We start from the raw sequence: 24,162 nt of genomic DNA, 5'->3' as shown, positions 1-24,162 counted from the left end.
GCCTCTAAGCCAACGTGTAGGTGGGGGAATCCAAAAGAAAAAGAAGCTGATAGAGAGGTGGATTGCATGAATCCATCAAAGTGGCTGAAACCTAAAGAAGCAAGAGTCTTATCAAAGAGTGTACCTCGGTAAAAGCAAAGTAACCGACGCAGTTACCACCTGGTGTTTAGGCTTGTATCATGGTTTTGTGATGATTTTTCGAACGCTTTTTCATAGTTGTTTAAATGGAACAATGCTGGGTAAACAGCGAATATATCATTCAAGATCAATAAAAATTTGACGAGAGGGAGCGGGTTTAATTGCCAAAATCTAAATGGATCAAATTAGGAGCATCAAGTGTATTATCCATGGGAATTCTTGCGGCATGTGCAGAAGAAGAACCGGCTGAAGAAGAAGTAGTCGAAGAAGAGCCGGTTGAAGAAGAAGTGGTCGAAGAGGAACCGATTGAAGAAGAAGTGGTCGAAGAAGAACCGGTTGAAGAAGAAGAAGAAGAACCGGTTGAAGAAGAAGTGGTCGAAGAAGAACCGATTGAAGAAGAAGTAGTGGAAGAAGAGCCGCTTGAAGAGGAAGTGGACTTTGGAGCTATTGATGAAGTTGAACTCGAAGATGAATACCTTGATCCACTCGGCTGGACAGCAGTGGAGTTTGAGGATTATGTTGTTGCGGAATACGACATGGCACTTGCTGATTTCGCCGATTTCGCAGAACTTGAGGAGACGGTAGGACCTGTTGAAGAAATCGTAGCCGCTGAAGAAGGCGTGGAACTCGGCGCCGTCGCATTTGAGGATCTCGATGCGACATACTTGGATCCGCTTGGCTGGTCGATCGTTGAATTCAACGACTATGTCGTGGCTGAGTATGACACAGCAATCGCCGATTTCGCTGACTTTGCGGAACTGAAAACGACGGTAGGTCCTGTTGAAGACATCTTGGTTGCAGAGGAAGATGTGGATCTTGGCGCAATCGCGGTCGATGATGTAGTAACAACGTATCTGGACCCGCTTGCCTGGTCTGTTGTAGAATTTGAAGATTATATTGTGGCCGAGTATGACATGACGTTTGCCGACTTTGCCGATTTCGCTGAACTCGAAGAGACGGTAGGACCTGTTGAAGAAATTGATCCGAACGCAATCGAAGATCTGTAAGAGAGCGTAAACAAGATAAACAGGGACACCAGCCAGCCGGCTGGTGTCTTTTCAAGCTGGCCGCTTCAGGTATATCCGGTGCATATCTTGAAAAAAGGCATCACTTGCTCCAACCGAGCAGGTGATGCCTTTAATAATTTGTGTTCCCATTAAGACTTTCCTGAAGTGCCTGTTATCTTCGGAACCTTCCATTGCTCTATTATTCACCGGATGTAAGTGTGAACAGGGTTAGCTCGGGCCTGGCATTAATCCGGATAGGCACTGTACTCATGCCGATTCCCCGGTTGACGTATAATTCGTTGCCCGCTGCCCCATAGCCATCAATCCAGCCATCGACATGCACGGGTTCATTGGAAGTCAGCGCCACCCAGGACCATTGAGGAGCACTCTCCAGCCGGACTTGTCCTCCGTGTGTATGGCCGGCAACCGCAAACGGTGCAGTACCTGCCGGTAATTCCTCAAAGGAATTCGGGTTATGCATCATGACGATCCGCGGGGCGTCGGCCGGGATTTCTGCCAGTGCCTCAGCCGGCACATCGGCATTAGCCCAATCGGATCCAATGCCGGCGATGAATAGTCCTGGTTCGACGCCAGGCAAGACTGGGCCTGTTCCGCTGAAGGGAATTGCTTCGTTATGCAGGACTTCCACTCCGATAGCTTCAAGAGCGGTTCGCATTCTCTCTGCGACGTCGAGTGCGGGCTCGCCATCTTTATTCTGCAATCCGAAGTCATGATTTCCAAGGACTGCATAGATTGGAATATCTGCTTCTCCTATCGGTCGCAACACTTCAAGGGCTTGCTCGATCTCTTGGTCAGACTGATCATTGGGACGATAAATATAATCACCCAGCATCAGTACAGCAGCGGGATCTCTCTCTATAATTTCTGTTACTGCTTCTTCCATGGTGCTCTTGTTATCCAGCCACATCCCGGTCTGGAAGTCGCCGAACACCGCAATTTCTTCACCTTCCCATTCTTCCGGAAGACCTGGAATCACTGCTTCCTCTTCCTCCACATCAAGCAATTGCGGCTCGATCAATCCATAAATAATCAGTATGGCAAGAGCTATACCTACTGCTCCCGCTACGCGTTTGAATGTCTCCATGGTTATCCTCCTTCGATCTATAGTTGTCCTATCCTGTTCTTTCTTTAGCTATTACCCAGCGAGCAGTGAACTGCAAGCGCCGGAAATGTGGCGCACTGAATGCAGAACCTGCATCTATGCATGGATTCCTTGTTCAACAGAGGGGCAAGCGGCAATCAGGAAGAGGAGAGAGAAGATGGAAATCGCAGAATCTTATTTATTGGGTCCGGTAACGCAAGGGGAAATGTTGAAAAAATAAGCCGTTTGAATAAACGGCGAGGCAAAGCAGTACCAGTGGCGCGAGTTAAGATATGCAGATCCCCCAAACCTAGATGAAAGCTCAAAAGGTCCACAAGTCTTACTGCAGACTGCCGCTGATAACAAAAACTAGGATCAAGTCGACAACACCTATGATGATAGCCGTCCAACCGAGTCCTCTATAGGGAGATTTTAAAGCAATTATACCCAGAATAACGGCCGCGATTCCCAGCCACACTGGCAGAAAAAACAATCCGATAATGCCCAGGATGACACCAAGCCACCCGGCCCATTCATGCCCGTTGTCAGTATTGTCAGTCCGTTCAGTCTCCATGTCGGAATATCCCTCCTTTTGATTGCACTGCGATTTGATTTCTGTATAATGTCCCCCTTCCCTGTATGAAAGCCCGCTAAACTAGATGCAGCCCGCTCTTGATTATGGACGAATTGTTTTCCAATTCGGCAGATAACGGGTAAGGCAAACAGATCCATTGGATGAACCGAAACAGCTGCTGCGGCCTGTAATCCCGGATTGCCTTTGATTCTATTCGATTTCATTTTGGGAAGATCTAAATCGGATTAAAGCTAATTAATTTATATAGTTGTAATATTTCTAACAGTTTTTCTCGGGACGATATCTTATAATGATAGTAATTACACAAAGGGAGTGAATGGGATGTCAGTACAGTTCAAGAACATTTTGGTCGGATATGACGGGTCGGATTGGAGTAAAAAAGCATTGGAGGCCGCTGTGAAACTTGCCAGTGAAGAACCGAGATCCAAGATCAATATTGTGACGGCAGTCCCGCCAGTCACTTTGTATTATCCGGCAATCTCCAGTTATGAAACTGTCAGCCAGGAATCCCATGCAAAAGCGGAAGAAATGCTGACGGAAGCGCGGGAATTGGTCGGAGAACCGGATCTGATCGGAGAAGTGAAAATGCTGGAAGGCAATCCGCCGCAGCAGATTATCCGCTATGCTGAAAACAATGAGACCGATCTGATCATTGTGGGGAGCCGGGGACTCGGCAATATCAAAGAACTGTTCCTGGGCAGCACGAGCCATAATGTCACGCAGAAAGCCCATTGTCCGGTGCTGATCGTAAAATAGAGTGAACTTTAAGCTGAATAAGTTGGTACAGAGGCATGGATGCCTGTTATCCATGCTTTTTTCATGTTTCCGTCTTTTTGTTTCAACCATTCGCGGATTTTTCCCATTGAATGGAATGTTCTTGGTCGATTGCATCCGGAAAATGGTAATCTAAGTATATGAATCAGACAGAAGCGATGTGAGTTTATTATGGCGGCAAGACCAATTTATGTGGAAATCGATGTCCAGGCAGAAATCGAAAAAGTATGGTCGTACACCCAGCAACCCCAGCTGCATGAACAATGGGATTTGCGTTTTTCTTCTATCATTTATAATGACAAGCTGCCCGGAGAGAGCGTGCAGACCTTTACTTACGCGACAAAAGTGATGCCGGGAGTCCGGGTTTCGGGCTGGGGGAAAAGCAAAGGCACCCACGAGAAAGAGAGCGGGGAAAAAACGTCTGCGCTGCATTTCGGCACCGATCAATTGATCTCCCCCATTGCAGAAGGCAAAGGCTACTGGAAATACATCCCGCATGAAAAAGGCGTCACCTTTTTAACACAATATGATTATGACGTCCGCTTCGGTTGGGCAGGAAAAGTAGCGGATCGCTTATTCCGGCCGTTGATGGGATGGGGAACCGCCTTAAGCTTTGACGTCTTAAAGCGGTGGATCGAATCAGGGGAGAGCCCTAAAACCCAATACCGGCGGTTCTTCAGTTTTTATGCCATCTGTTTCTTATTTTCCTTTGTCTGGTTCTACCAGGGGCTGGTTCCGAAAGTCATCACCCGGCATCCTTTGGAGATCAGCATGCTGACACAGCTTGCGCCATTAACCGGTGCACAGGCGGCTGAAGCGATTTTTTGGATCGGCATAGCAGAGCTGGTGTTTGCCGGCTTCTGGCTCATCCCGAAGCTGCAGAAATATCTTCTGCAGCTGCAGATTGCCGTTTTCCCTTTGCTTACGTTAAGCGCACTGGTTGCTGCGCCTTCTGCAGCAATTGCACCGTTTAATGTCATTACACTGAATATCACGCTTTGGGTTTTATCGATCATCGGGTTACTGCTTCATGATCAGTTGCCCACAGCGAAAAGCTGTAAACGAAAGAGAGGGAAAACAGCTTGACCATTTACTCGACCTTATTGGCGGAGAAGTTTCAGAAGCTGCATCCGAAACTGCAGCATCGCTACGCCTTGCCGCTTGATCAGCCGTTTCATGCCGAAGGGGTCATGGCCTGGATCCAGAGCGGCAGCAAATTGCTTTCTACTTTTTACCGGCTCGCATCAAGGATGAATTTCCTGTTTCCGGAGAGCGGAGAGAATATCCCGTTCTCCATTAGTAACCGCTGCACGATCAATCAAGAAGGAGAAGCTGAAGTTTCCTGGGAGCGAACCTTTCACTTTCCGGAAGCGGTGCGCCGATTCAATGCCACAATGACCGTCGATTTCGACAAGCGAATTGTAAAGGATTATTTAGGCGATGTCCTGTTCTTTTACTCGGATCTGCAGTTCGATGTAACAGCGGAAGGCTGTTTGTTGATCACTTCTGGCGCCCAGAAAGTGATCGTGGGAAAGAAAGAGCTGCCCATACCGAACGTGCTCAGAGGGCGGGTTACGGTACTGGAAGGCTACGACGAAGCGAAGGATGTCTATACGATCCACGTCTCAATCTACAATGATTTGCTGGGGAGGATCATGATGTATGCTGGCGAATTTACGGAAAGCGGTCGTTAATCCGCCCGTCTCATTCGGGCTCCTGTTATTTTTCGTAAGTTTGCTGGTGTGCGGACAGGCGGATCACTCCTTTTACTTGCTGGCAGCTCAGCTTATATTTGTTCCGGCTCTTCTGCAATTGGTCGTCGAGCTCCGCCGCCTGGAAAAAATGATTCTCGCTGCCGGGATGGCGGCAGCGGCATTCATAAGCTTCGGCTTGCCTTATCCTGCAGCGCTGGTCTGTGCGCTTGTTTACCTCATCGTCACTTTCTGGATCGCCTGGAAAGGGGCTGAACGGTTTTTAAAGCGGGGATTTTCAAACACGGCCGAATTGATGATTGATCTGGGGCTCGTCTATATTGCTGTCGGCGGGCTGTGGTTCTTCGCCTTTGTCGGGGAGTTTGATACCGGATTCAGTGCGATGACTATGTGGCTGACAGCCATCCATTTCCATTACTCAGCTTTTATGCTTTGTGTTTCAGTCGGTCTCCTCGGCCGCATCCGGGCGACGAATCTTTATAAACTATGTGCGCTGTTCATCGCGACGGGACCGATGACCGTAGCGCTTGGCATAATATTTTCCCATACACTCGAACTCACCTCGGTTTCACTTTACGTGCTGGCGATCTATGCCCTTACGTTCTATACCTTCCGTCTGCGTTTTCCCTTCATACAGGCGCTGATGATCCGGATTCCCTTTGTAACCTTGTGCCTGACGATTTTATGGTCGTTTCTGTATGCGTACGGCAATTTCTCCGGCACTGCAACGGTGACAATTCCGACAATGCTGGCTGTCCATGGACTGCTGAATTGCTTGCTGTTCGGTTCGTTCACGGTAATCGGCTGGGCGTTGCATGTGCCTATCACAACACAGGAGCCTTTCCATTTCCCGGTCAGCAAGATACGGGGGAAATTGAACGCCCCGGGAACTCCGCACCGGGGATTGGTCGACCGGATGGAAGATTACGTCGACAACCGCGAGCTGCCCGCCAGCATCATCGATTTCTATGAACATACGGAACGGTTCCAGTTATTCGCGTCCGTCCAATGGGCAGCCTGGTTCAAGCCGTTTGCGTTCTTCTATCAGTTCATAAGCCGAAGGGTGGGACAGCTCAATCTGCCATTTTCAGCGGACCGGATTGAAATGACAGGGGAAATCCTGCTGGTGGATGAGGAGGCTGATGGGAGGGCCAGGCCAAGAGTCTGGAAACGGACGATTCGCGGGAAACCGGTATTCACCGCGATTTATTCGCAGCACGAGGCGGGCGGTGAAACGTTCATGAACATCGCATTGCCGCTGCCATTTTCGTCGATGCACGGAATTCTGCAATTATCCGTTGAACACGGACAGCTACGCTTAACAAGCAAGGGAGGCGGTGACGCAGGAACGTATTTGGCGCTGGGCGGGTATGTGTTTAAACTGCCTCTCCATGAGAGTTTCATAATGAAGGGAAGTTTGGGAAACCTGCTGGCCGTGCATGACATGACATTGTTCGGACTTCACTTTCTGCATATCGATTACGTTATAAAAGAGAAAACAAACGGGAACCAGCCTCAGCGGTAACTGGTTCCTGCGTTATTGGAAACACACAGCCGTCAAAGCCATGAAGAAGCGGCAGCCAAATCCGCCATTGTGACATATCCCACTGAATACAGCGATAACCTATGGTACGATTAAGGGTTTCCCCTAATGGATTACCGGGTGATTTCAGGTAAGATAAACTTAACAGCAAGGTATCTTGCACAGCAGAATTACCCATATTACGATCCAGGAGAGGAAGTGCCCCATGAGTGTTGCATGTCCGGTTACAAAAGCGATGACGTCCCCCCGAAACACTGAAGTTTTTTCCGAGAAGAGTTTCCGGCTGCTTGAAGCTATTATGCAGGACTGCGCATATCAGCGGGGCGAGGCGCTCTTCCGGGAAGGTGAAGCAAACGATAAACTGTATTACATCAAAAGCGGAATGACCCGGCTGGTGAAAATGTCGGATGAAGGGCAGAGCATGTCATTCTATCATTTCCAGACAGGTGATCTGATCGGCCAGCTCGACGGCGGGGATCAGAACCTGGCGGGGTTCACGGCGGAGACGGTCACCGGCTGTGTGGTCGGAATCATCCGGCGCAGCGATTTGGAGGAACAGATCCGGAAGCATGCGGACCTGGCGATCGATTTCATGCGCTGGCTGAGCTTCATGAACCGCTTCACCCAGACCAAACTCCGGGATCTTATGTTTTTCGGGAAAAACGGAGCACTCGCATCCACGCTGATCCGGATTGCGAACACATACGGGGTTTTTGAAGGCGGAAAAGTGAAGTTCACCATGAAATTCACCAATATGGAAATCGCCGATATGATCGGTGCGACGCGCGAAACGGTAAACCGGCTTCTGACCCAGCTGAAAAAAGAGGGCGTCATCAGTTATGAAAACGGCTCGATCACGATTCTTGATATGGGTGCCCTGAAGGACATCTGCCATTGTGAGGACTGCCCGCTGAATGTGTGCCGGCTGTAAATCCAGAAGACCACTCCCAACCCGCCAATCCCGGCCTTTTCCAGCCGGAGAGATTGGCGGGTTTATTGTGGCTGAAATTTTCCGGGCGGGTTTTTGTGATAGATCTCACAGAAATTCTTGAAACTATCTGATAAATTCATCGTACTAATGAATAATAGACGGATAGCCTGCAAAAAGCGGAACCGGCTTGAACAGGAAACGTCTAAATGACGACAATGATTTTTGTGCGTCCGGACCACAGCACCGGGCAGAGCCGGGCAGCATCGCTGTCCGGCTGATCAGCGGGAAGGGGATGGACGATGCGGCAGAACCAGCCAGTAACTATCGCAGCACCGAATTATTGGTTCACCAAGGTGAAAGACACTCACATAGAAGAAGGGCAGCTGTTCATCACATTATTTGCACGACTGGCGGTACATACTGCACAAGGTGTGCAGAACGTGTGGGCAGAGATTGACGAAGTGAAATGGGAGCACGCTTCCCGGCAGCTGCAAAGGATGCCGAGAGGGGAATACACGTACCGCATTTCAGCGGAGGTGTTCGCCGAAATGGAATGGCTGACCGGCTTATGCCATGAGGAACTTTATTTTCTGACGCCGCTGTATGAAGCAAACAGATTCCGGCCGTTTGGCTGAAGGAACGAAAAAACACCGCGGCTGCGGTGTTTTTTATTGCGCTAAACTCAGGCATTCGCTGCTGCGTGTTCTTCTGTCCGGACGACGAGCACATCACATCGGCTCGTCCGCACGATATGTTCAGACACGCTGCCGAGCAGGAAGTGCTGGATCGGCCCCATCCCGGTGGCGCCGCACACAATAAGATCCGGCTCGACTTTTTTGGCGACTTCCCGGGAAATGGCGATCTTCGGAAGGCCGATGGCTGCAACGGTATTCACGTGCTGGAGCCCGGCCTCTTCCGCTTGTTTTTTGTAACCGTCCAGGAGTTCCTGACTCGACTTGCGCACCTGCTCAGCATAATCCGGATTGGAGTTGCCGATAATGGTAAGTGTGCGTGTATCAATGATGTTGACCAGAGTCAGTGAGGCGTCATTCCGCTCGGCAAGCCCGATCGCTTTCTTGAATGCCCATTCCGCTTCGTCCGAACCATCGACTGCCACCAGGATGCGGTCATACGTGAGTGCCATCTTCCATTCCTCCTCAATTAATTTACTGTTATCGGGTTATTTCGGCGGCGCCGGCCTGAAGTCCTGCACAGCCGGAAAAATCCCTGCTTTTTTGAAGCGGTCACACGGCAAAGAAAAACCCGCTGATTCGCCCGGAATCATGCGGGCTGCACAGCGGGATTTCCTGCAGATTGCTGAAAAAATCAGGCGTTCAGGTTCTGTCTGACCGTTTCTTCAAGGGAGGTCTCTTCCCCGATGAACTGCTTCAGATCGGTTGACGTCCGGGCAGTTTCCCCATTCGCGACATTGTCATAGATCGAGGCGCTGAACACAGCCATGCCTTCCGGAAGGCCAACTTGCTGCAGATAGGCGATTTGCTCGTCGAATGAGACGTTCCGGTGCTTCACGTCTTTTCCGCTTACGCGGCTCAGCACATCCGCCAGTTCATCGAATGTCCAGGTTGTGGAGGAGACGAAGTTATAGGTTTTATTTTCGTGTCCTTCGCCGGCCAGTACGGCGGCTGTCCCTTTTGCAAGGTCATCGCGGGTGACTGTGTTCAGTTTGCCGGAACCCGTGTTGGTGACAATCTCACCGCTGTTGACACTCGCTGAGAGGTCCGGATTGATGAACACATCCGAGTACAGCGAATTCCGGATGAAGGTGTACGGAATGCCGGTCGTCCGGATAGCGAATTCGGTCGCGACATGCAGCGGCGCGAGTGACAGCTTGGATTCATCGGCGAATGCGATGCTTGTATAGAAAATATGGCCGACGCCGGCGTCGCGGGCCGCTTTGACGGCGTTGGCATGCTGGACGACCCGGAGCGGATCATCATACGACGGACTTGAGACGAGGAGCAGTTTATCCGCGCCCTCAAAAGCGTTCGGCAGCGTGACCGGCTCATCGTAATCACCGAACCGGACTTCGACGTCCGTTCCTTCGAATTGCGCACGGGCTTTTTCGATATCCCGGACGACGGCAACGATTTTCTCCGTGCTGTTCTGTTCCTGCAGGTACTTGATTACGGCGCTTCCGAGCTGTCCGGTGGCGCCTGTGATGGCAATCGTCATGTCAGGATCAGTCCTTTCCACTGATTAGTTTGTTCTTTACTACCTTATCCTGTTCACCGGAACTGAAACCTGCATCCGGCGTCCAGCTGCGGATTTTTCTGCAGATTCCGCGAATCCATTCCGTCACTTCCCGCGCCGTCTGTTCCGGCGCATCCCACATCAGCATATGCCCCGCACCGTCGACCTGCCGGATGGTGACGTCCCGGATCGACTCCCGCATCTGCCCGGTGCCGCGGGCTCTCGCTTCGCTGAGTTCCGCCGGTTCCTCCGCATGCAGCAACAGCACCGGCATCCGGAGTTTCGGATAGGCGTCTGTGAAGGGTTCTGCAAAAAACGCTTCAATGATGGCCAGTACTGCGGATTTCGGCGCGACTGGTATATAGGCGCCATCCCTTTCCTTGAACAATGACTTTACGTAAGCCTCTTTGTCCTTGTTCCAACGCTTCGTATACGTCCGGTATTCGTTCATCACCGCATCCCAATCCGGATAGACAGCGCTGTCCATGTAATCCCGCCAGCCGTCCATTGCAGCAGCATAAGTCATTTCCGGCTGATTGTGCGGAAACGTGAACGCGCCGTCGAGCAGGATCAGTCCGCGTACTTTTTCCGGATGCTGCGCCGTGTAATGAAGGGCGGCGTCCGCGCCCCATGAATGCCCCAACAGATAAAACGGCTCCGGCACGGTTTTGGTGAACACCCCATCGAACCAGTCGGCAAGAGACGAAAAGCGGTAATCGGTCGCGTTATCCAATGCGTCCGTTCCGCCATGTGCCGGACTGTCGAATAAATAAAGATGGAAGTCGTCTTTCAGATGTGCTGCAAGTTCCTCGAAACTGTACCGGCTGTTTCCGGCAAGGCCGTGAAGGCATACAAGCGCCGGAAGCCCCGGTTGGCCGTGTTCGGAATAAGCGATGGTTTTGCCATTGATTTTCATTTGACTGATTCCTCCATTCAATTGCACCGCGTTTAGGAAGTCCAGGCGGGTGGGGTAACGCTGTGAATTCTGCTGTAAGAATAGCATGAATTCAGGGGGAAAGGGCCGGGAAGTGCGAAGGTGGCTGCAGAAATATCATAATGGTATTTTAAAGACATTCAACGGAAACGGTTGCAGCAACGCCGCTAGACTCGCATACTGAAAACAGGAGCTAATACACCAGTTTAGCGGTTGGGGGGCAAGAAATGTTTGAACTTATGAAAAAAGTCGTCCAGATTAATACAGGCCGGCTTGTCCTATTTACCGCCGCTTTTTATACGGCCAGCGCGTTCATCATCTATTTTCTGGAACCCCGAATTTTCCTCAATCCCTTCATCGGTTTCTGGTGGGTGATGACAACGGTCACGACAACCGGCTTCGGCGATTATTCGCCCGTGACGGTGCCCGGAATGCTGTTTGCCATATTTTTATACATTTTTGGCATTGGTTTGATCGGTGTTATCATCGGTAAAGTGGTCGATGCGTACTCGATTTTCAGGAGGCGGAGAATGGAAGGGAAACTGAATTATAAAGGAAAAAACCATTACGTGATTGTCGGCTGGTCCCAAAAAGCCCGAAAGACAGTCGAAGAAATTTTGCTCATCAAACACACGCAGGTGGATGTGGTTCTGATTGATCTGCAGAAAGAAACGCCTTTTGAACATGAACGGTTCCATTTTATCCAAGGCAATCCGACGGAACCGGCTGTCCTGCAGCAAGCCAGCGTGAAAGAAGCCAAATCGGTTTCGATTTTCGCACCCGACAATCAGGATGAGGTACTGGCAGACGGAAAAACGCTGTTGATCGCATCAGCCATTGAGAAGTTTTCCGTTGATCAGCAGCGGTCAATCTATACCATTGCGGAAATAGTCCATGAAAATCACATTCCGATGTTTGAACATGCCCGCGTGGATGAACTCGTTCTGTCAAATGAGGCATTTCCGCATTTGATGGCAAAAACGCTGCTGCATCACGGTTCCAGCCAATTATTCATGCAACTGTTAAGTGAGAACCACGGCGATAACCTGTGGGAGATCAAGCCTTCTCCGTCCTGGAAGACGTACCGGGAAGCGCAGGAAGCACTCGCAAGGCAAGGAGCGAATCTGGTCGCCGACCGGAACGATTTCAGTATTATCCGCCGACTTGATGAAGAGATTCCGGTCAATGCGCGCCTGTACATCATCTGCGACCCGGAAACCTTTGAGAAACTGCAGCTTGATTAATGCGGGCAGTCGCAAAAATGCTGTTGACAGTATTTATGAACAGGCGTATTTTTAGGGATATGACAACTGAATCCATTGCCTTTAATTCGCTGAATCATATGAGCGGGGGAACCAGAATCGACAGAATTGCTCTGTCTTGGGGTGAATCTTACCATGATAAGACGGGATACTCTCAATCCCGAATCCGACAGCTAACTCCGTAAGCGGCTTCAACACGAATGAGGGAAAGGTCTGAAATTTTCTGTAAGACCATGCTGTTTGCCATGGTCTTTTTTTAATGGACCCGTAATGGAAAAGGAAGGCGATGAGGGTTCCAAAGACACAGAAGCGAAAGAAGAGAACAGCGAACAGCAGGCCCGGCAGCACGGGACGGTGCGCAGAAGCCACCATGAAAGATATCAGGCAATCAAACGAAAAAAATGTCAGAGGCGCAAGATGGCCATCACCGCCTCGTAAACAGCAGATTAATTCCGTATCTATGATAGGAGAACCCAGAAATGTTCAATTTCCCTAAGTTTTTGAAAACAAATTACCTTTCGGCCGTTCAGCTCATTGTCGTGTTCTATGCAGCGGCCACCATTATTTCCATGATCATATTGGGCTTGCCGTTTTTTCATGATGAGGGCGTGGAATTGTCATTCACCAATCTGCTGTTCACAGCGGTCAGCGCCATCAGTGTGACCGGCCTGACAGTTGTCTCGACAGTCGACACGTTTAATGCAGCCGGTGCATTTGCGCTGGCATTCGTATTGCAATTCGGCGGAATCGGCATCATGACGCTCGGAACATTCATCTGGATTTTGCTTGGCAAACGCATCGGTCTACGGGAACGGCAGCTGATCCAGATCGATCAGAACCGCACGGCGCTATCCGGGCTGGTGAGATTGATGGTGCGGATTTTGAAAACCATCCTGCTGATCGAACTGGTCGGCACAATCATTTTGAGCACATACTTCCTGAATTATTTCGATACGTGGCAAGAGGCATGGCTCCAAGGTTTTTTTGCTGCCGTCAGTGCAACCACCAATGCCGGATTTGATATCACCGGGGCGTCGCTCATTCCGTTTGCGGATGATTATTTTGTCCAGTCGGTCAATATAGTTCTGTTAATCCTCGGGGCGATCGGTTTCCCGGTATTGATTGAAACGCAGGATTTTCTGAAGGGTGAGTGGGATGCAGATCGGGCGAACAATAGCTTTTCCTTGTTCACGCAGCTGACAGTCATCACGTTTTTCGGCCTGATTGTGGTCGGCACTGTACTGATGCTGATTTTGGAGCAGGATGCGTTCCTGGATGATATGGCTTGGCATAAGCAATTATTCTACAGCCTGTTCCAGTCCGTCACGACCCGCAACGGCGGACTGGCGACCATGGACGTAAACGAGTTGACCGAACCGACGCTGATTGTCTTTTGCATGCTGATGTTCATCGGCGCTTCGCCGAGCAGTGTGGGCGGGGGGATCCGGACCACGACGTTCGCGATCATGCTGCTGGCGATTTATAATTTTGCCCGCGGCCGATCCAGCATCAAAGTGTTCAGACGGGAAGTGGATACGGAGGATGTGATCCGTTCATTCATCGTCATCACGACAGCCGTGATGCTCTGCATGACGGCGATCGTCATTCTCATGGTCACTGAACCGTTTCCGCTGCTGCCGGTGGCATTCGAAGTATTCTCCGCGTTCGGGACGACCGGGCTCTCGATGGGCATCACAGCGGATCTCAGTCCGATCGGCAAATACGTCATCATCTTCCTGATGTTCGTCGGCCGGATCGGCATCTTCTCCTTCCTATTCATCGTCCGGGGGAAAGTAACGAGAGACAAATACCATTTCCCGAAAGAAAAAGTGATTATCGGCTGAGTTGTTCGGCTGTGTCCAGAATGGTTGGGAGCTGTCAAAGCGGTAAGGATAACAGGAACAATCAAAACAGCCGGCCGGTGTATTCAGTCACACCAGCCGCCTGTTTTTGTGCATATATAACCTAAGGGGAGATGAATAAAGGCTGTTCAGGTGTGTCATTTCAACCGCTTGTATTGCTACAATCAATACTATAGAAGGATTTTGGCCGGGGGAGGCGTTCGGATGGCGTGGGAACTGCTCAGCATGATCGGCACGGTGGCGTTCGCCATTTCGGGCGCGTTCATCGCGATGGAGGAAAAATTCGATGTTTTCGGCGTATTCATATTGGGTGTGGTGACGGCGTTCGGGGGCGGCGCTGTCCGCAATTTGCTGATCGGCGTTCCGGTGTCGGCGCTGTGGGAGCAGGAAGTGCTGTTCCAGGTCGCATTGCTCGCCATTACGGTGGTATTTCTGTTCCCGAATAATTTGCTGCGGCACTGGACGCGCTGGGGCAACTTATTCGATGCAGTCGGTCTGGCCGCATTCGCCATCCAAGGTGCAATTTACGCGGTTGAACTGGACATGCCGCTGCCGGCGGTCGTGCTGGCCGCCGTATTGACCGGTTCCGGCGGCGGGATGATCCGTGATGTGCTCGCCGGCCGCAAGCCGCTCGTGCTGCGTGCGGAAGTATATGCGGCTTGGGCAGTCTTGGCGGGCCTTGCAATCGGGCTTGAGATCGTCCGCACCGACGCAGGCCTTATGATCTTGTTCGTCCTGATCACGGCATTGCGGATTTTATCTGCCTTATATAAATGGCGGCTGCCATTCCGGCAGGTGTAAATGGATGCGAAGGCAGATTTGACTTCTGAAACAGCATGAAATTGTTATGGATTGCCGGTGAGGCAAGCATACGATGAAAATGACTTTTTACGAGAAAGTGATCGATGTGAGACGCCGGATCAAAAAGTTGGCACAAGGCGTAAATCCATGGGCGGAATAAGCAATAACGCAGAGGAATCCGAGTCATTTCCCGTGACGACAAGCACTTGGGACACAGGACTGACAGACATGAAATCCGGAGGGCATTTATGAAAGCTCCATATACAATTCGCATGAATCGCATCTCTTTTCAATTAAAAGAATGGCATGATTTCAGCTGGCTGCAGAAAGCGGGGGAAGTGTTTTGCGTATTTGCGGAACAAGACTCGGGCAACGTCAGTTTTGGGGTTGAGTCGGAACAAGGAAGGAAATTCATCAAATACGCAGGGGTGAAACCGATCAATTATCCGGGGGACCCGGCGGATGCCATTGAAAGGCTGAAGGCTTCCGTCCCGCTGTATGAGGAGTTGGCACATCCGAATCTGGTGCAGCTGACCGCTCAGTTCAGCACAGCGGAAGGATATGCACTCGTGTTTGACTGGTTTGATGGCGAAAACCTGTATGCCGGCGGATCGCTTTCATCCGCATTTATGAAAGAAGGGACAGAGCCGCCCTTCCACCGGTTCAGGCGTCTGCCTGTCAACGAGCGCCTGACCGCCTTGGAAAATATTTTCGAATTCCACGTGTACGCAGAGCAGAAGGGATTTGTGGCGGTCGATTTCTATGATGGCAGTATCTTGTACGATTTTGCAGCCGGCAGTACAAAAATCTGCGATATCGACCTGTACCGGAAAAAGCCGTTCGTGAATCCGATGGGGAAGCTTTGGGGTTCCTCGCGGTTCATGTCTCCTGAAGAATTCGAATTGGGCGCTGAAATCGACGGCAGGACGAATGTGTTCAATATGGGCGCGACGGCATTTTGCCTGATCGGCGGCGGACGCGACCGCTCACTGGCGGAATGGGAAGCGGGACAGGCGCTCCACCAAGTGGCCATGCGGGCGGTGGAAACCGATAAACGAGCCAGGTATGCAACGGTGAAAGAATTTGCTGCTGCCTGGGAAACGGCCGCAGAAAAGTGGCGCCGTTTGCCGTAAGCCGCATTCCACACTGGATAAGCATGCACAACGGCTGTTGTTAAAAAACATCGCTTTGGTTGATGCTTCGAATGCTTGGAATTTGTCATCCCGAACTGATGGCAATATGCGGACAGATTTTTTTGATACGTTGATCACTTGGCGGGGGGCGTCTGGTTGGCATGTCTATAAGGATGAGTTAACTAATGGTACTACTGTCGCCAGCTTTAACTGATTCTGTGAATTAATTAACAAAATGAAGGAGCCAGAGGCGAATGCCTTTGGCTTTTTTAATCGCCTCATCCAAAAATGCAATTGGTTAACTGTTAACTATACGGACATTTCTCTGCAATTTCCCGGCTTACTTTTAGAGGGATTGATAAAATAAATCAATAAAAAAATCGATTTAAATCGATTAATCAATACAGCAACCTCTCATTTGCCACTTCCATCATTTTCTCCAGTTCACTTCATATCGCCTCACAGAAGAACAAACGATTCATAAAGCGTAATAATTACTATTTACAAACCGTAATCATTACGATATGATACGAAAGGTTATGAAGGAGGAAGAACAATGAAAAAATGGATTAACGTATTAAGTATAGGGATTATGGCTGTCGTGCTGGGTGCCTGCCAGACGCAGGAGACTGAAAGCGCGGCAACTGAAACGGCGGGACAGGCGGCAGCAGAAGAACTGAAAATCTATGCGACAGTATATCCGCTGCAATTCTTTGCTGAACAAATCGCGGGGGAATATGCATCGGTCAAATCAATTATGCCGGCGGGATCGGACTCGCACACGTATGAACCGACGATGCAGGAAATGGTCGAGCTTGCCGAAGCGGATGCGTTCATTTACAATGGCGCCGGGTTGGAACCGTACGCAGCCGAAATTTCAGAGTCCATGCAAGCAGAGGACGTCGAAATCCTGGAAGCGGCTCAAGGCATCGACTTGAAGGAACATGTACATAATCATGAAGAAGATGCACATAGCGATGAAGAAGAGCCTGCTGCACACCACCACGGCACGCAGGATCCTCATGTCTGGCTGGATCCGCTCCGTTCGATCCGGTTAGCGGAGAACATCAAAGATCTATTGGCCGAATTGCAGCCTGAACAGCAGGAACTATTCGAACAGAACTTCGAAGAACTGAAAGGGCAGCTGGAGAACCTGGACGGGGAGTTCCGCACGCAGCTCGAAAGCCTGCCGGGCAATAAAATCATCGTGTCCCATGCCGCTTATGGCTACTGGGAAAAGGCTTATGGGATTGAACAAATCGCGGTGGCCGGTGTGAGCTCTATGGACGAGCCCTCACAGAAGGAACTGCAGTCGATTGTCGAAGCTGCAGAAACGTACGGACTGGATTATGTGTTTTTCGAACAGAACATCACATCCAAACTGACGGATCTCGTCCGGAACGAAATCGGGGCGGAAGCGCTGCGCCTGGACAATCTGGAAACCCTGACGGAAGACGATCTGACGGCGGGTGAGAACTATTTCGCGGTTATGGAGCGGAACCTGGCGCAATTGACCAAAGCACTCGCTGTCCCTTCAACGGTTTCGGAAGAAGACATTGAAGCGATAGAAGAAGAAAGCGGCCATGACCATGATCACGGCCATAGCCATGACGAGGAAACCACGAAAATCTATGAAGGTTATTTCGAAGACACCCAAATCGCGGACCGGCCGCTTTCCGATTGGGAAGGGGACTGGCAGTCGGTGTACCCATACCTGCTGGACGGCACATTGGATCGGGTTTTTGCCCATAAAGCCCAGGGGTCCGATGAGATGGATGCCGAAGCCTATAAGGAGTATTACGAAATTGGCTACCGGACGGATGTGGAACGCATCATCATCGAGGGTGACACCTTCACGTTTTTTGAAAACGGGGAAGAGCGTTCCGGGACCTACGGCTACGACGGATATGAAGTGCTGACATACGAAGCGGGCAACCGGGGCGTCCGCTATATCTTCAAGCTGGAAGAAGGCGCGGAAGGAATGCCGGAATACGTCCAGTTCAGCGACCATAGCATCTTCCCGGCGGATTCCGACCATTACCATTTGTACTGGGGTGATGACCGGGAAGCGTTATTAGAGGAAGTCACTAATTGGCCGACGTACTACCCGTCGGAACTGGAAGGAAGCGAAATCACGGAGGAAATGATCGGGCATTGATTCAGTAAGGAAATAGCTTATTCAACGCTTAATAAGGGCAGAGGAAACTTCCGCTGCCAACGCCTTTCTCCTTTTTTATATACTCCATTTTCTAAAATAGATTTACAATTTTAAATTTTTTGTATTAAAGTAAAAAAGAGAAAGTGGAAAAAGGAGGCGTGTATAGTGGAAAGTTATTCTGTTTTTCGTTCCCCTCAGACGATTAAGTATGGCAGAGGCTCGTTTGAAGAGGCTGGAAAAGAGGCGGCACGGAAAGGAAAGAAAGTGCTGATTGTCAGTGACCAGGTGATGGATAAGCTCGGAAATGTAAGCGCATGCATACAGCTGCTTAGGGAAGAAGGCCTCGAAAGCGCGGTGTACCTCGGAGTGGAAACGGAACCTACGGATGTTTTCGTTGCTGAAGCTTTGGAGGTATTCCGGCAAGAAAAGTGCGATACGATCATTTCCCTCGGAGGAGGAAGTTGCATCGACACCGCAAAAGCCGCAGCGGTACTTGCGACAAACGGCGGGTATATCGGCGATTATATGGGAGGCAGGAAGATGGCTTCTTCAGCTCCGATTCCCCATATTGCAATTCCTACCACGGCCGGCACGGGCTCAGAAGCGACGGATGCCACAATCATCACCAATACGTCGAACGATGTCAAGATGATGATCAAGCAGCCGGCTTTCTTACCGGAAGTGGCGATTGTCGATCCGCTGCTGGCACTCTCCGCCCCTAAACATGTCACTGCAGCCACAGGCATAGATGCGCTGAGTCACGCAATTGAGGCGTACATCTCCCGGCTCGCCCATCCGATGACCGATGTCATGGCATTATCGGCCATGAAACTGATCGTCGGAAATCTGCTGACCGTGTATGAAGATGAGAATAAAGAAAATCTTGAAGCCCGAGAAAAACTGGCGCTTGGTTCCATGCAGGCAGGGCTGGCATTTTCGAACGCTTCGGTGGCATTGGTTCACGGTATGTCCCGCCCGATCGGAGCGTTATTCCATGTCCCGCATGGCTTCTCCAATGCGATGCTGCTGCCGGCGGTCCTTGAGTTCAGTAAAGAGCATGCGCTTGGACGCCTTGCGGACTTGGGAAAGATCTTTGATCCTGAAGCCCAAAATTATCCTGACGAACAGGCAGCCGCTGTAGCTGTGGCATCCGTGAAGAATTTATGTCTGAAGTTGAACATCCCGAACCTGGGAGGGTGGGGAATTGAACGAGAGAAGTTCAGCGGGCTTGTCAGCAAAATGGCGGCGGATGCGCTGATCAGCGGCAGCCCCGGGAACAACCCGAGAGTGCCGACGCAGCAGGAAATCGAAGATCTTTATCACATCTGTTACAGCTATGACTTTTCGCCTGAAGCAAGTGCAACATAGACGGCAGACAGTTTAACGAATGAAGGAATAGATTAGCGGCAGTTTTGGCATCAACGGTCTTATATTAGTGATGAATTACCAGGATCCTGTACTGTAATGGAATCAGCTGAAAATTACTGGGAGGTTATGAAGTGACACAGACAAAAGCGCAAGAAGTGAAGACGTTAAAGAACTATGTCAACGGAGAATGGGTGGAGGCAACATCCGGCAATACGGAAGAAGTGATCAATCCCGCTACGGGCGAAGTGATCGCCCATGTCCCTCTTTCTTCGAAAGAAGACCTGGACCGGGCAGTGGAAGTGGCGGCTGAAGCCTTCAAGACCTGGAAAGAAGTGGCGGTGCCAAAGCGTGCACGCATCTTGTTCAAGTACCAGCAGCTCCTTGTCGACCATTGGGATGAACTGGCAGAACTTATTACGATCGAAAACGGCAAAAATTTTAAAGAAGCGCATGGTGAAGTTCAGCGCGGCATCGAATGTGTGGAATTCGCCGCCGGTGCGCCGAAACTGATGATGGGCTCATCTCTCCCATCCATCGCGGCGGATCTCGAGTCCGGCGTCTATCGCTATCCGGTTGGTGTGATCGGCGGTATTACGCCGTTCAATTTCCCGATGATGGTGCCTTGCTGGATGTTCCCGATGGCGATTGCAACCGGCAATACATTCGTGCTGAAGCCATCCGAAAGAACACCGATCCTGGCAAACCGCCTGGCCGAGTTATTTGAGGAAGCAGGACTTCCGAAAGGTGTATTCAATATCGTCCACGGCGCGAAAGATGTGGTGAATGGAATCCTCGATCACAAGAAAATTCCGGCAATCTCGTTCGTCGGTTCACAGCCGGTAGCCGAGTACGTCTATAAAAGAGGGACAGATAATCTGAAACGCGTCCAGGCGCTTGCCGGAGCTAAAAACCACTCGATTGTTCTGAATGACGCCAATCTTGACAACGCGGCTACTCAAATCATTGCAGCAGCATTCGGTTCTGCAGGCGAGCGGTGTATGGCATGTTCTGTTGTAGCTGTGGAAGAATCGATTGCAGATGAATTTGTGGAGATACTTGTGCAGAAATCAGATGAACTGAAAATCGGCAATGGTTTGGATGAAGATGTCTTCTTGGGACCGGTCATCCGCGAACAGCATAAAGAGCGTACATTGCAATACATTGAAACAGGAGAACAGGAAGGCGCAAAATTGATCCGTGATGGTCGCAAAGACGAAGATATACAAAGAGAGGGCTACTTTGTCGGTCCGACCATTTTTGATAATGTAACGAGCGAAATGAAGATCTGGCAGGATGAAATTTTTGCTCCTGTGCTTTCGGTCAGCCGGGTAAAAGATCTCGAAGAAGGTGTGGAATTAGCAAATACTTCGAGACTTGCGAATGGTGCCTGTATCTTTACTAAAGATGGCGGCAGCGTACGGAAGTTCCGTGAAACAATTGATGCGGGTATGCTTGGAGTAAATATCGGAGTGCCTGCCCCGATGGCATTCTTCCCGTTCTCCGGCTATAAAGATTCGTTCTATGGCGATCTGCACGTTAACGGCGAAGATGGTGTGGAATACTATACCCGCAAAAAAGTGATCACGACTCGTTGGGTTTAAGCAGCGTCCTCTTCTTAATTGCTTCTGACTCTTAAGGTTAAAGGCGAAAAATTAACGTTGTCGCTGACTGGTCAGGAATTAGCCAGTGACAGCTTTTTTGCTTTTTATTTTAGGGGAATTCTTAAAAGACGAATTTTACGGCGAATCGGAATTGAAGTGAGCGCGGCTACAGTTCAACAAACGGCCGGGGAAATGATTGCTGTGAAAAATGGTGAACGAAGCCTCCGCGAACGAAGGTTGCAATTGATTTGTTCAACCATCTACAATAGAAGTTATATTGCATAGTCAGACAAAGAAAGGTCGTTTTCCTTATGAAACCAGTCGATAACATAACGGATCTGATCGGCAACACGCCGGTCGTCAAACTGAATCGAATCGTGCCGGAGGGCGCAGCGGATGTTTATGTCAAACTTGAGATGTTCAATCCGTCGAAAAGCGTAAAAGACCGGGCCGCTTTCAACATGATTAAAGCGGCTGAAGAGCAAGGCCTTATTGAAGAACAATCTACGATTATCGAACCGACCAGCGGGAATACCGGGATCGGCCTTGCTATGGTGGCGGCCGCCAAAGGCTATCGCTCGATTCTCGTGCTTCCGGATAATGCGACACAGGAACGCATTAACCTGTTGAAAGCATTTGGCGCTGAAGTGGTATTGACGCCGGCTCATGAAAAAATGCCGGGAGCCATAAAAAAAGCGCTCGAATTAAAAGAAGAGATCCCGAACAGTTTTATCCCCCAGCAATTTGAAAATGAGGCGAATCCTAATATCCACCGCACAACCACCGCGCTGGAAATCCTCGATCAAATGGATGGTGAATTGGACGCCTTCATCGCTTCCGCAGGAACCGGCGGAACGATTACAGGAACCGGGGAAACCTTGAAAGAACACTTGCCGGACTTATATATCGCTGTCGTGGAGCCAAAAGGTTCGCCCGTTCTGTCGGGCGGGAAACCCGGAGCGCATAAACTGGTGGGCACAAGCCCCGGCTTTATCCCGGATATCCTGAATACCCGGGTCTACGATGAAATCATGGCGATCGAAGACGAAGATGCCATTGATATTTTCAGAAGAGTCGCCCGCGAAGAAGGGATTTTTGTCGGCCCGTCAGCGGGAGCGACCATTTACGCAGCCATCGAGATTGCCAAGCGCATTGGGGCAGGCAAGAAAGTTCTGTGCATCGCCCCTGATACCGGCGAACGCTATCTCAGCATGGATTTGTTTGATGAATAGGAAATGATCACTTAAAGAAGAGGGGAAACTTTCCCTCTTCTTTTTTATTTACCCCAACAAAAAGGGAGCTTGACATTCATTGGAAGTCCACTATACTTTATATATTGTATTCCGATAGGAAAGGTATGTTTTAGGATGTTTATTGATGTAAAGCATATTAATAAAGTTTATTTGGACCAGGACCAAAAGCCGAATACCATTCTGAAGGATATCAACTTATCCATTCAAAAAGGTGAATTCGTCTCGATTCTGGGACCCTCGGGATGCGGTAAATCCACATTGCTTTCAATGATTGCCGGTTTGACCGGGGCAACTTCCGGCGACATTATTGTAGATGCTAAAAAAGTCGGGAAACCCGGCAAGGACAGAGGGATGGTTTTCCAGGAAGCCGCTCTTTTCCCTTGGATGACCGTTACAGAGAATGTCATGTTCCCGTTGCGGAAAGAACTGTCCAAAAAAGAGGGGCTGGAGAGGGCCCGGGGATTTCTGGCAATGGTGCAGCTCAGCAATTACGCCAACCATTATCCGCATGAATTATCGGGCGGCATGCAGCAGCGGGTATCAATCGCCCGCGCGCTCGCAATGGACCCGGCGGTGCTGTTGATGGACGAGCCGTTTGGGGCATTGGACGAACAGACAAGAAGCCGACTCCACGGTCAATTGGAGAAAATCTGGATTGATACAAAAAAGACGATTGTCTTTGTCACCCACAGCATTTCCGAATCGATTAAGCTGTCGGATCGCATCGTTGTCATGGGCACGCGGCCGGGAACGGTTCTGACGGACATCAAGGTGGACATCCCCCGCCCGCGCGAAGCGCATAAGCAGGAGATGACCGCGCTCGAAGAAAAGATCATGGCCTTGCTGAAGACTGAAATCGACAAGGTTGTCAATGAGGAACTTGCCTATGAAGCCAATAGTTAAACGCCTCATCTTCTTTGCAGCTCTTATCGCGTTCTGGGAACTCGGTTCACGGCTTGAATTATGGCAAGAAATCATTCTGCCCTCACCGGTCAGTGTCTTTGAATCATTGGTCGCCGGCTTTTCCGATATGACGCTTGTGTACGATTTGGCGGCAAGCTTCCGCCGGCTGATCATCGGCCTTGCGGTGGCATTATTGATCGGCACGGGTGTCGGCATCTTGCTGGCGCGTTCGCAGACAGCCGATGACACACTCGGGGCCATGGTGCTGGCGCTGCAAAGCGTGCCGAGCATCGTCTGGCTGCCCCTTGCAATCATGTGGTTCGGGCTGGGCGAGGGGGCCATCATATTTGTGGTGATTCTCGGCGGAACATTCGTCATGACGCTGAATGTCCGCACCGGCATCAAAAACGTCAATCCGCTCTACATCCGGGCAGCCCGGACGATGGGGTCAAACGGCATCGATTTATTCATAAAAGTGATCATCCCCGCCTCCGTCCCTTACCTGGTGACGGGTGCACGCCTTGCCTGGGCGTTCGCCTGGCGGGCGTTAATGGCCGGGGAATTGCTCAGCGCAGGTCCGGGGCTCGGATACACGCTCCGGTATGCATCCGATTTCGGCAATATGTCGCTCGTCATCGGCGTCATCATCATCATCGGCGTCGTCGGTGCGGTGGTCGATCAATTGATTTTCCAGCGCATCGAAAAATCGGTTCTCAGACGCTGGGGACTGGAAGCGTGATTGGCAGTAAGGATAAAATCGCCCTGGCAGCCAATGCCCGCTGTTTCACCTGAGAATCATCACAATATTCAGTGGGAAGTACCGATGAATAAGCTTCTGTGCAGTCAAAATAACTATAACCCTCCAGGAGGAATG

General features: G+C 50.4%; 24 protein-coding genes and 1 riboswitch. Of the genes, 19 read left to right on the top strand and 5 right to left on the bottom strand.

Features of this window, described 5'->3' with window-relative positions; translation table 11 throughout:
* The first annotated feature begins 299 nt into the window (after positions 1 to 299).
* Positions 300 to 1,145: a hypothetical protein gene (locus tag B0X71_RS21285; RefSeq protein ID WP_198038654.1), complete on the top strand. Its 846-nt coding sequence runs from the start codon at positions 300 to 302 to the stop codon at positions 1,143 to 1,145.
* A gap of 199 nt (positions 1,146 to 1,344) precedes the next feature.
* Here the strand turns inward: B0X71_RS21285 and B0X71_RS17830 are convergent, their stop codons facing one another.
* Both B0X71_RS17830 and B0X71_RS17825 read right to left on the bottom strand, forming a co-directional pair.
* On the bottom strand, positions 1,345 to 2,250 hold the full coding sequence (locus tag B0X71_RS17830; protein ID WP_077590690.1) for a metallophosphoesterase: 906 nt from the start codon (positions 2,248 to 2,250) through the stop codon (positions 1,345 to 1,347).
* Positions 2,251 to 2,587: 337 nt separating this feature from the next.
* On the bottom strand, positions 2,588 to 2,821 hold the full coding sequence (locus tag B0X71_RS17825; protein ID WP_077590689.1) for a hypothetical protein: 234 nt from the start codon (positions 2,819 to 2,821) through the stop codon (positions 2,588 to 2,590).
* 342 nt (positions 2,822 to 3,163) lie between these two features.
* Between B0X71_RS17825 and B0X71_RS17820 the strand changes: the two genes are divergently transcribed.
* From B0X71_RS17820 to B0X71_RS17795, 6 genes are all read left to right on the top strand, one after another.
* Complete coding sequence (locus B0X71_RS17820) at positions 3,164 to 3,598, top strand: universal stress protein (RefSeq protein ID WP_077590688.1); 435 nt, start codon at positions 3,164 to 3,166, stop codon at positions 3,596 to 3,598.
* Between the two features lie 189 nt (positions 3,599 to 3,787).
* Entirely contained in the window at positions 3,788 to 4,702 is a 915-nt protein-coding gene (locus tag B0X71_RS17815; RefSeq protein WP_077590687.1) for a DoxX-like family protein, read from the top strand.
* Positions 4,699 to 5,310 (top strand): DUF4166 domain-containing protein, encoded by a 612-nt coding sequence (locus B0X71_RS17810; protein WP_077590686.1) that lies wholly within the window; start codon positions 4,699 to 4,701, stop codon positions 5,308 to 5,310. The genes B0X71_RS17815 and B0X71_RS17810 overlap by 4 nt, the downstream gene beginning before the upstream one ends.
* Complete coding sequence (locus B0X71_RS17805; RefSeq protein ID WP_077590685.1) at positions 5,279 to 6,853, top strand: YndJ family protein; 1,575 nt, start codon at positions 5,279 to 5,281, stop codon at positions 6,851 to 6,853. The genes B0X71_RS17810 and B0X71_RS17805 overlap by 32 nt, the downstream gene beginning before the upstream one ends.
* A 223-nt stretch (positions 6,854 to 7,076) precedes the next feature.
* Positions 7,077 to 7,802 (top strand): Crp/Fnr family transcriptional regulator, encoded by a 726-nt coding sequence (locus B0X71_RS17800; protein ID WP_077590684.1) that lies wholly within the window; start codon positions 7,077 to 7,079, stop codon positions 7,800 to 7,802.
* A gap of 299 nt (positions 7,803 to 8,101) precedes the next feature.
* Positions 8,102 to 8,437 carry a hypothetical protein gene (locus B0X71_RS17795; RefSeq protein WP_077590683.1) on the top strand — a complete coding sequence of 112 codons (336 nt, stop codon included), beginning with the start codon at positions 8,102 to 8,104 and terminating at the stop codon, positions 8,435 to 8,437.
* A 47-nt stretch (positions 8,438 to 8,484) separates the two neighbouring features.
* Here the strand turns inward: B0X71_RS17795 and B0X71_RS17790 are convergent, their stop codons facing one another.
* A complete protein-coding gene (locus B0X71_RS17790; protein ID WP_077590682.1) occupies positions 8,485 to 8,946 on the bottom strand; it encodes a universal stress protein in 462 nt (153 codons plus the stop codon).
* Between B0X71_RS17790 and B0X71_RS17785 the strand changes: the two genes are divergently transcribed.
* On the top strand, positions 8,936 to 9,151 hold the full coding sequence (locus B0X71_RS17785; RefSeq protein WP_077590681.1) for a hypothetical protein: 216 nt from the start codon (positions 8,936 to 8,938) through the stop codon (positions 9,149 to 9,151). The genes B0X71_RS17790 and B0X71_RS17785 overlap by 11 nt on opposite strands.
* Here the strand turns inward: B0X71_RS17785 and B0X71_RS17780 are convergent.
* Positions 9,129 to 9,995: an SDR family oxidoreductase gene (locus B0X71_RS17780; protein WP_077590680.1), complete on the bottom strand. Its 867-nt coding sequence runs from the start codon at positions 9,993 to 9,995 to the stop codon at positions 9,129 to 9,131. The genes B0X71_RS17785 and B0X71_RS17780 overlap by 23 nt on opposite strands.
* A gap of 7 nt (positions 9,996 to 10,002) precedes the next feature.
* Complete coding sequence (locus B0X71_RS17775) at positions 10,003 to 10,929, bottom strand: alpha/beta fold hydrolase (protein ID WP_077590679.1); 927 nt, start codon at positions 10,927 to 10,929, stop codon at positions 10,003 to 10,005.
* 245 nt (positions 10,930 to 11,174) lie between these two features.
* Between B0X71_RS17775 and B0X71_RS17770 the strand changes: the two genes are divergently transcribed.
* From B0X71_RS17770 to B0X71_RS17725, 11 genes are all read left to right on the top strand, one after another.
* Complete coding sequence (locus B0X71_RS17770) at positions 11,175 to 12,191, top strand: ion channel (RefSeq protein WP_077590678.1); 1,017 nt, start codon at positions 11,175 to 11,177, stop codon at positions 12,189 to 12,191.
* Positions 12,192 to 12,268: 77 nt separating this feature from the next.
* A riboswitch (cyclic di-AMP (ydaO/yuaA leader) is annotated at positions 12,269 to 12,413 on the top strand.
* A 66-nt stretch (positions 12,414 to 12,479) separates the two neighbouring features.
* Positions 12,480 to 12,647: a hypothetical protein gene (locus B0X71_RS21080; RefSeq protein WP_156889916.1), complete on the top strand. Its 168-nt coding sequence runs from the start codon at positions 12,480 to 12,482 to the stop codon at positions 12,645 to 12,647.
* A 41-nt stretch (positions 12,648 to 12,688) separates the two neighbouring features.
* Entirely contained in the window at positions 12,689 to 14,053 is a 1,365-nt protein-coding gene (locus B0X71_RS17765; protein ID WP_077590677.1) for a TrkH family potassium uptake protein, read from the top strand.
* A 222-nt stretch (positions 14,054 to 14,275) separates the two neighbouring features.
* A complete protein-coding gene (locus tag B0X71_RS17760; protein WP_077590676.1) occupies positions 14,276 to 14,872 on the top strand; it encodes a trimeric intracellular cation channel family protein in 597 nt (198 codons plus the stop codon).
* A 248-nt stretch (positions 14,873 to 15,120) separates the two neighbouring features.
* Entirely contained in the window at positions 15,121 to 16,005 is an 885-nt protein-coding gene (locus B0X71_RS17755) for a serine/threonine-protein kinase (RefSeq protein ID WP_077590675.1), read from the top strand.
* Positions 16,006 to 16,561: 556 nt separating this feature from the next.
* Positions 16,562 to 18,163 (top strand): metal ABC transporter solute-binding protein, Zn/Mn family, encoded by a 1,602-nt coding sequence (locus tag B0X71_RS17750; protein ID WP_077590674.1) that lies wholly within the window; start codon positions 16,562 to 16,564, stop codon positions 18,161 to 18,163.
* A 165-nt stretch (positions 18,164 to 18,328) separates the two neighbouring features.
* The gene (locus B0X71_RS17745; RefSeq protein WP_077590673.1) at positions 18,329 to 19,531 is read left to right on the top strand and encodes an iron-containing alcohol dehydrogenase; all 1,203 of its coding nucleotides are present in this window, start codon (positions 18,329 to 18,331) and stop codon (positions 19,529 to 19,531) included.
* Between the two features lie 131 nt (positions 19,532 to 19,662).
* Positions 19,663 to 21,132, top strand: coding sequence for a CoA-acylating methylmalonate-semialdehyde dehydrogenase (locus B0X71_RS17740; RefSeq protein ID WP_077590672.1), 1,470 nt, complete (start codon positions 19,663 to 19,665; stop codon positions 21,130 to 21,132).
* 311 nt (positions 21,133 to 21,443) lie between these two features.
* Positions 21,444 to 22,364: a cysteine synthase A gene (cysK, locus tag B0X71_RS17735; protein ID WP_077590671.1), complete on the top strand. Its 921-nt coding sequence runs from the start codon at positions 21,444 to 21,446 to the stop codon at positions 22,362 to 22,364.
* A gap of 135 nt (positions 22,365 to 22,499) precedes the next feature.
* The gene (locus B0X71_RS17730; protein ID WP_077590670.1) at positions 22,500 to 23,288 is read left to right on the top strand and encodes an ABC transporter ATP-binding protein; all 789 of its coding nucleotides are present in this window, start codon (positions 22,500 to 22,502) and stop codon (positions 23,286 to 23,288) included.
* The gene (locus B0X71_RS17725) at positions 23,272 to 24,027 is read left to right on the top strand and encodes an ABC transporter permease (RefSeq protein ID WP_077590669.1); all 756 of its coding nucleotides are present in this window, start codon (positions 23,272 to 23,274) and stop codon (positions 24,025 to 24,027) included. The genes B0X71_RS17730 and B0X71_RS17725 overlap by 17 nt, the downstream gene beginning before the upstream one ends.
* The last annotated feature ends 135 nt before the right edge of the window (positions 24,028 to 24,162 follow it).

Origin of the sequence: Planococcus lenghuensis, assembly GCF_001999905.1 — a bacterium.
GTDB lineage: Bacteria > Bacillota > Bacilli > Bacillales_A > Planococcaceae > Indiicoccus > Indiicoccus lenghuensis.
This window is presented reverse-complemented; position numbering and strand designations above follow the sequence as displayed.

What these genes read in the sequence shown, in the direction of transcription:
- B0X71_RS17830 (WP_077590690.1), bottom strand. Translation starts at nt 2,250, where the DNA reads ATGGAGACATTCAAACGCGTAGCGGGAGCAGTAGGTATAGCTCTTGCC.
- B0X71_RS17825 (WP_077590689.1), bottom strand. Translation starts at nt 2,821, where the DNA reads ATGGAGACTGAACGGACTGACAATACTGACAACGGGCATGAATGGGCC.
- B0X71_RS17820 (WP_077590688.1), top strand. Translation starts at nt 3,164, where the DNA reads ATGTCAGTACAGTTCAAGAACATTTTGGTCGGATATGACGGGTCGGAT.
- B0X71_RS17815 (WP_077590687.1), top strand. Translation starts at nt 3,788, where the DNA reads ATGGCGGCAAGACCAATTTATGTGGAAATCGATGTCCAGGCAGAAATC.
- B0X71_RS17805 (WP_077590685.1), top strand. Translation starts at nt 5,279, where the DNA reads ATGCTGGCGAATTTACGGAAAGCGGTCGTTAATCCGCCCGTCTCATTC.
- B0X71_RS17800 (WP_077590684.1), top strand. Translation starts at nt 7,077, where the DNA reads ATGAGTGTTGCATGTCCGGTTACAAAAGCGATGACGTCCCCCCGAAAC.
- B0X71_RS17795 (WP_077590683.1), top strand. Translation starts at nt 8,102, where the DNA reads ATGCGGCAGAACCAGCCAGTAACTATCGCAGCACCGAATTATTGGTTC.
- B0X71_RS17790 (WP_077590682.1), bottom strand. Translation starts at nt 8,946, where the DNA reads ATGGCACTCACGTATGACCGCATCCTGGTGGCAGTCGATGGTTCGGAC.
- B0X71_RS17780 (WP_077590680.1), bottom strand. Translation starts at nt 9,995, where the DNA reads ATGACGATTGCCATCACAGGCGCCACCGGACAGCTCGGAAGCGCCGTA.
- B0X71_RS17775 (WP_077590679.1), bottom strand. Translation starts at nt 10,929, where the DNA reads ATGAAAATCAATGGCAAAACCATCGCTTATTCCGAACACGGCCAACCG.
- B0X71_RS17770 (WP_077590678.1), top strand. Translation starts at nt 11,175, where the DNA reads ATGTTTGAACTTATGAAAAAAGTCGTCCAGATTAATACAGGCCGGCTT.
- B0X71_RS21080 (WP_156889916.1), top strand. Translation starts at nt 12,480, where the DNA reads ATGGAAAAGGAAGGCGATGAGGGTTCCAAAGACACAGAAGCGAAAGAA.
- B0X71_RS17765 (WP_077590677.1), top strand. Translation starts at nt 12,689, where the DNA reads ATGTTCAATTTCCCTAAGTTTTTGAAAACAAATTACCTTTCGGCCGTT.
- B0X71_RS17760 (WP_077590676.1), top strand. Translation starts at nt 14,276, where the DNA reads ATGGCGTGGGAACTGCTCAGCATGATCGGCACGGTGGCGTTCGCCATT.
- B0X71_RS17755 (WP_077590675.1), top strand. Translation starts at nt 15,121, where the DNA reads ATGAAAGCTCCATATACAATTCGCATGAATCGCATCTCTTTTCAATTA.
- B0X71_RS17750 (WP_077590674.1), top strand. Translation starts at nt 16,562, where the DNA reads ATGAAAAAATGGATTAACGTATTAAGTATAGGGATTATGGCTGTCGTG.
- cysK (WP_077590671.1), top strand. Translation starts at nt 21,444, where the DNA reads ATGAAACCAGTCGATAACATAACGGATCTGATCGGCAACACGCCGGTC.
- B0X71_RS17730 (WP_077590670.1), top strand. Translation starts at nt 22,500, where the DNA reads ATGTTTATTGATGTAAAGCATATTAATAAAGTTTATTTGGACCAGGAC.
- B0X71_RS17725 (WP_077590669.1), top strand. Translation starts at nt 23,272, where the DNA reads ATGAAGCCAATAGTTAAACGCCTCATCTTCTTTGCAGCTCTTATCGCG.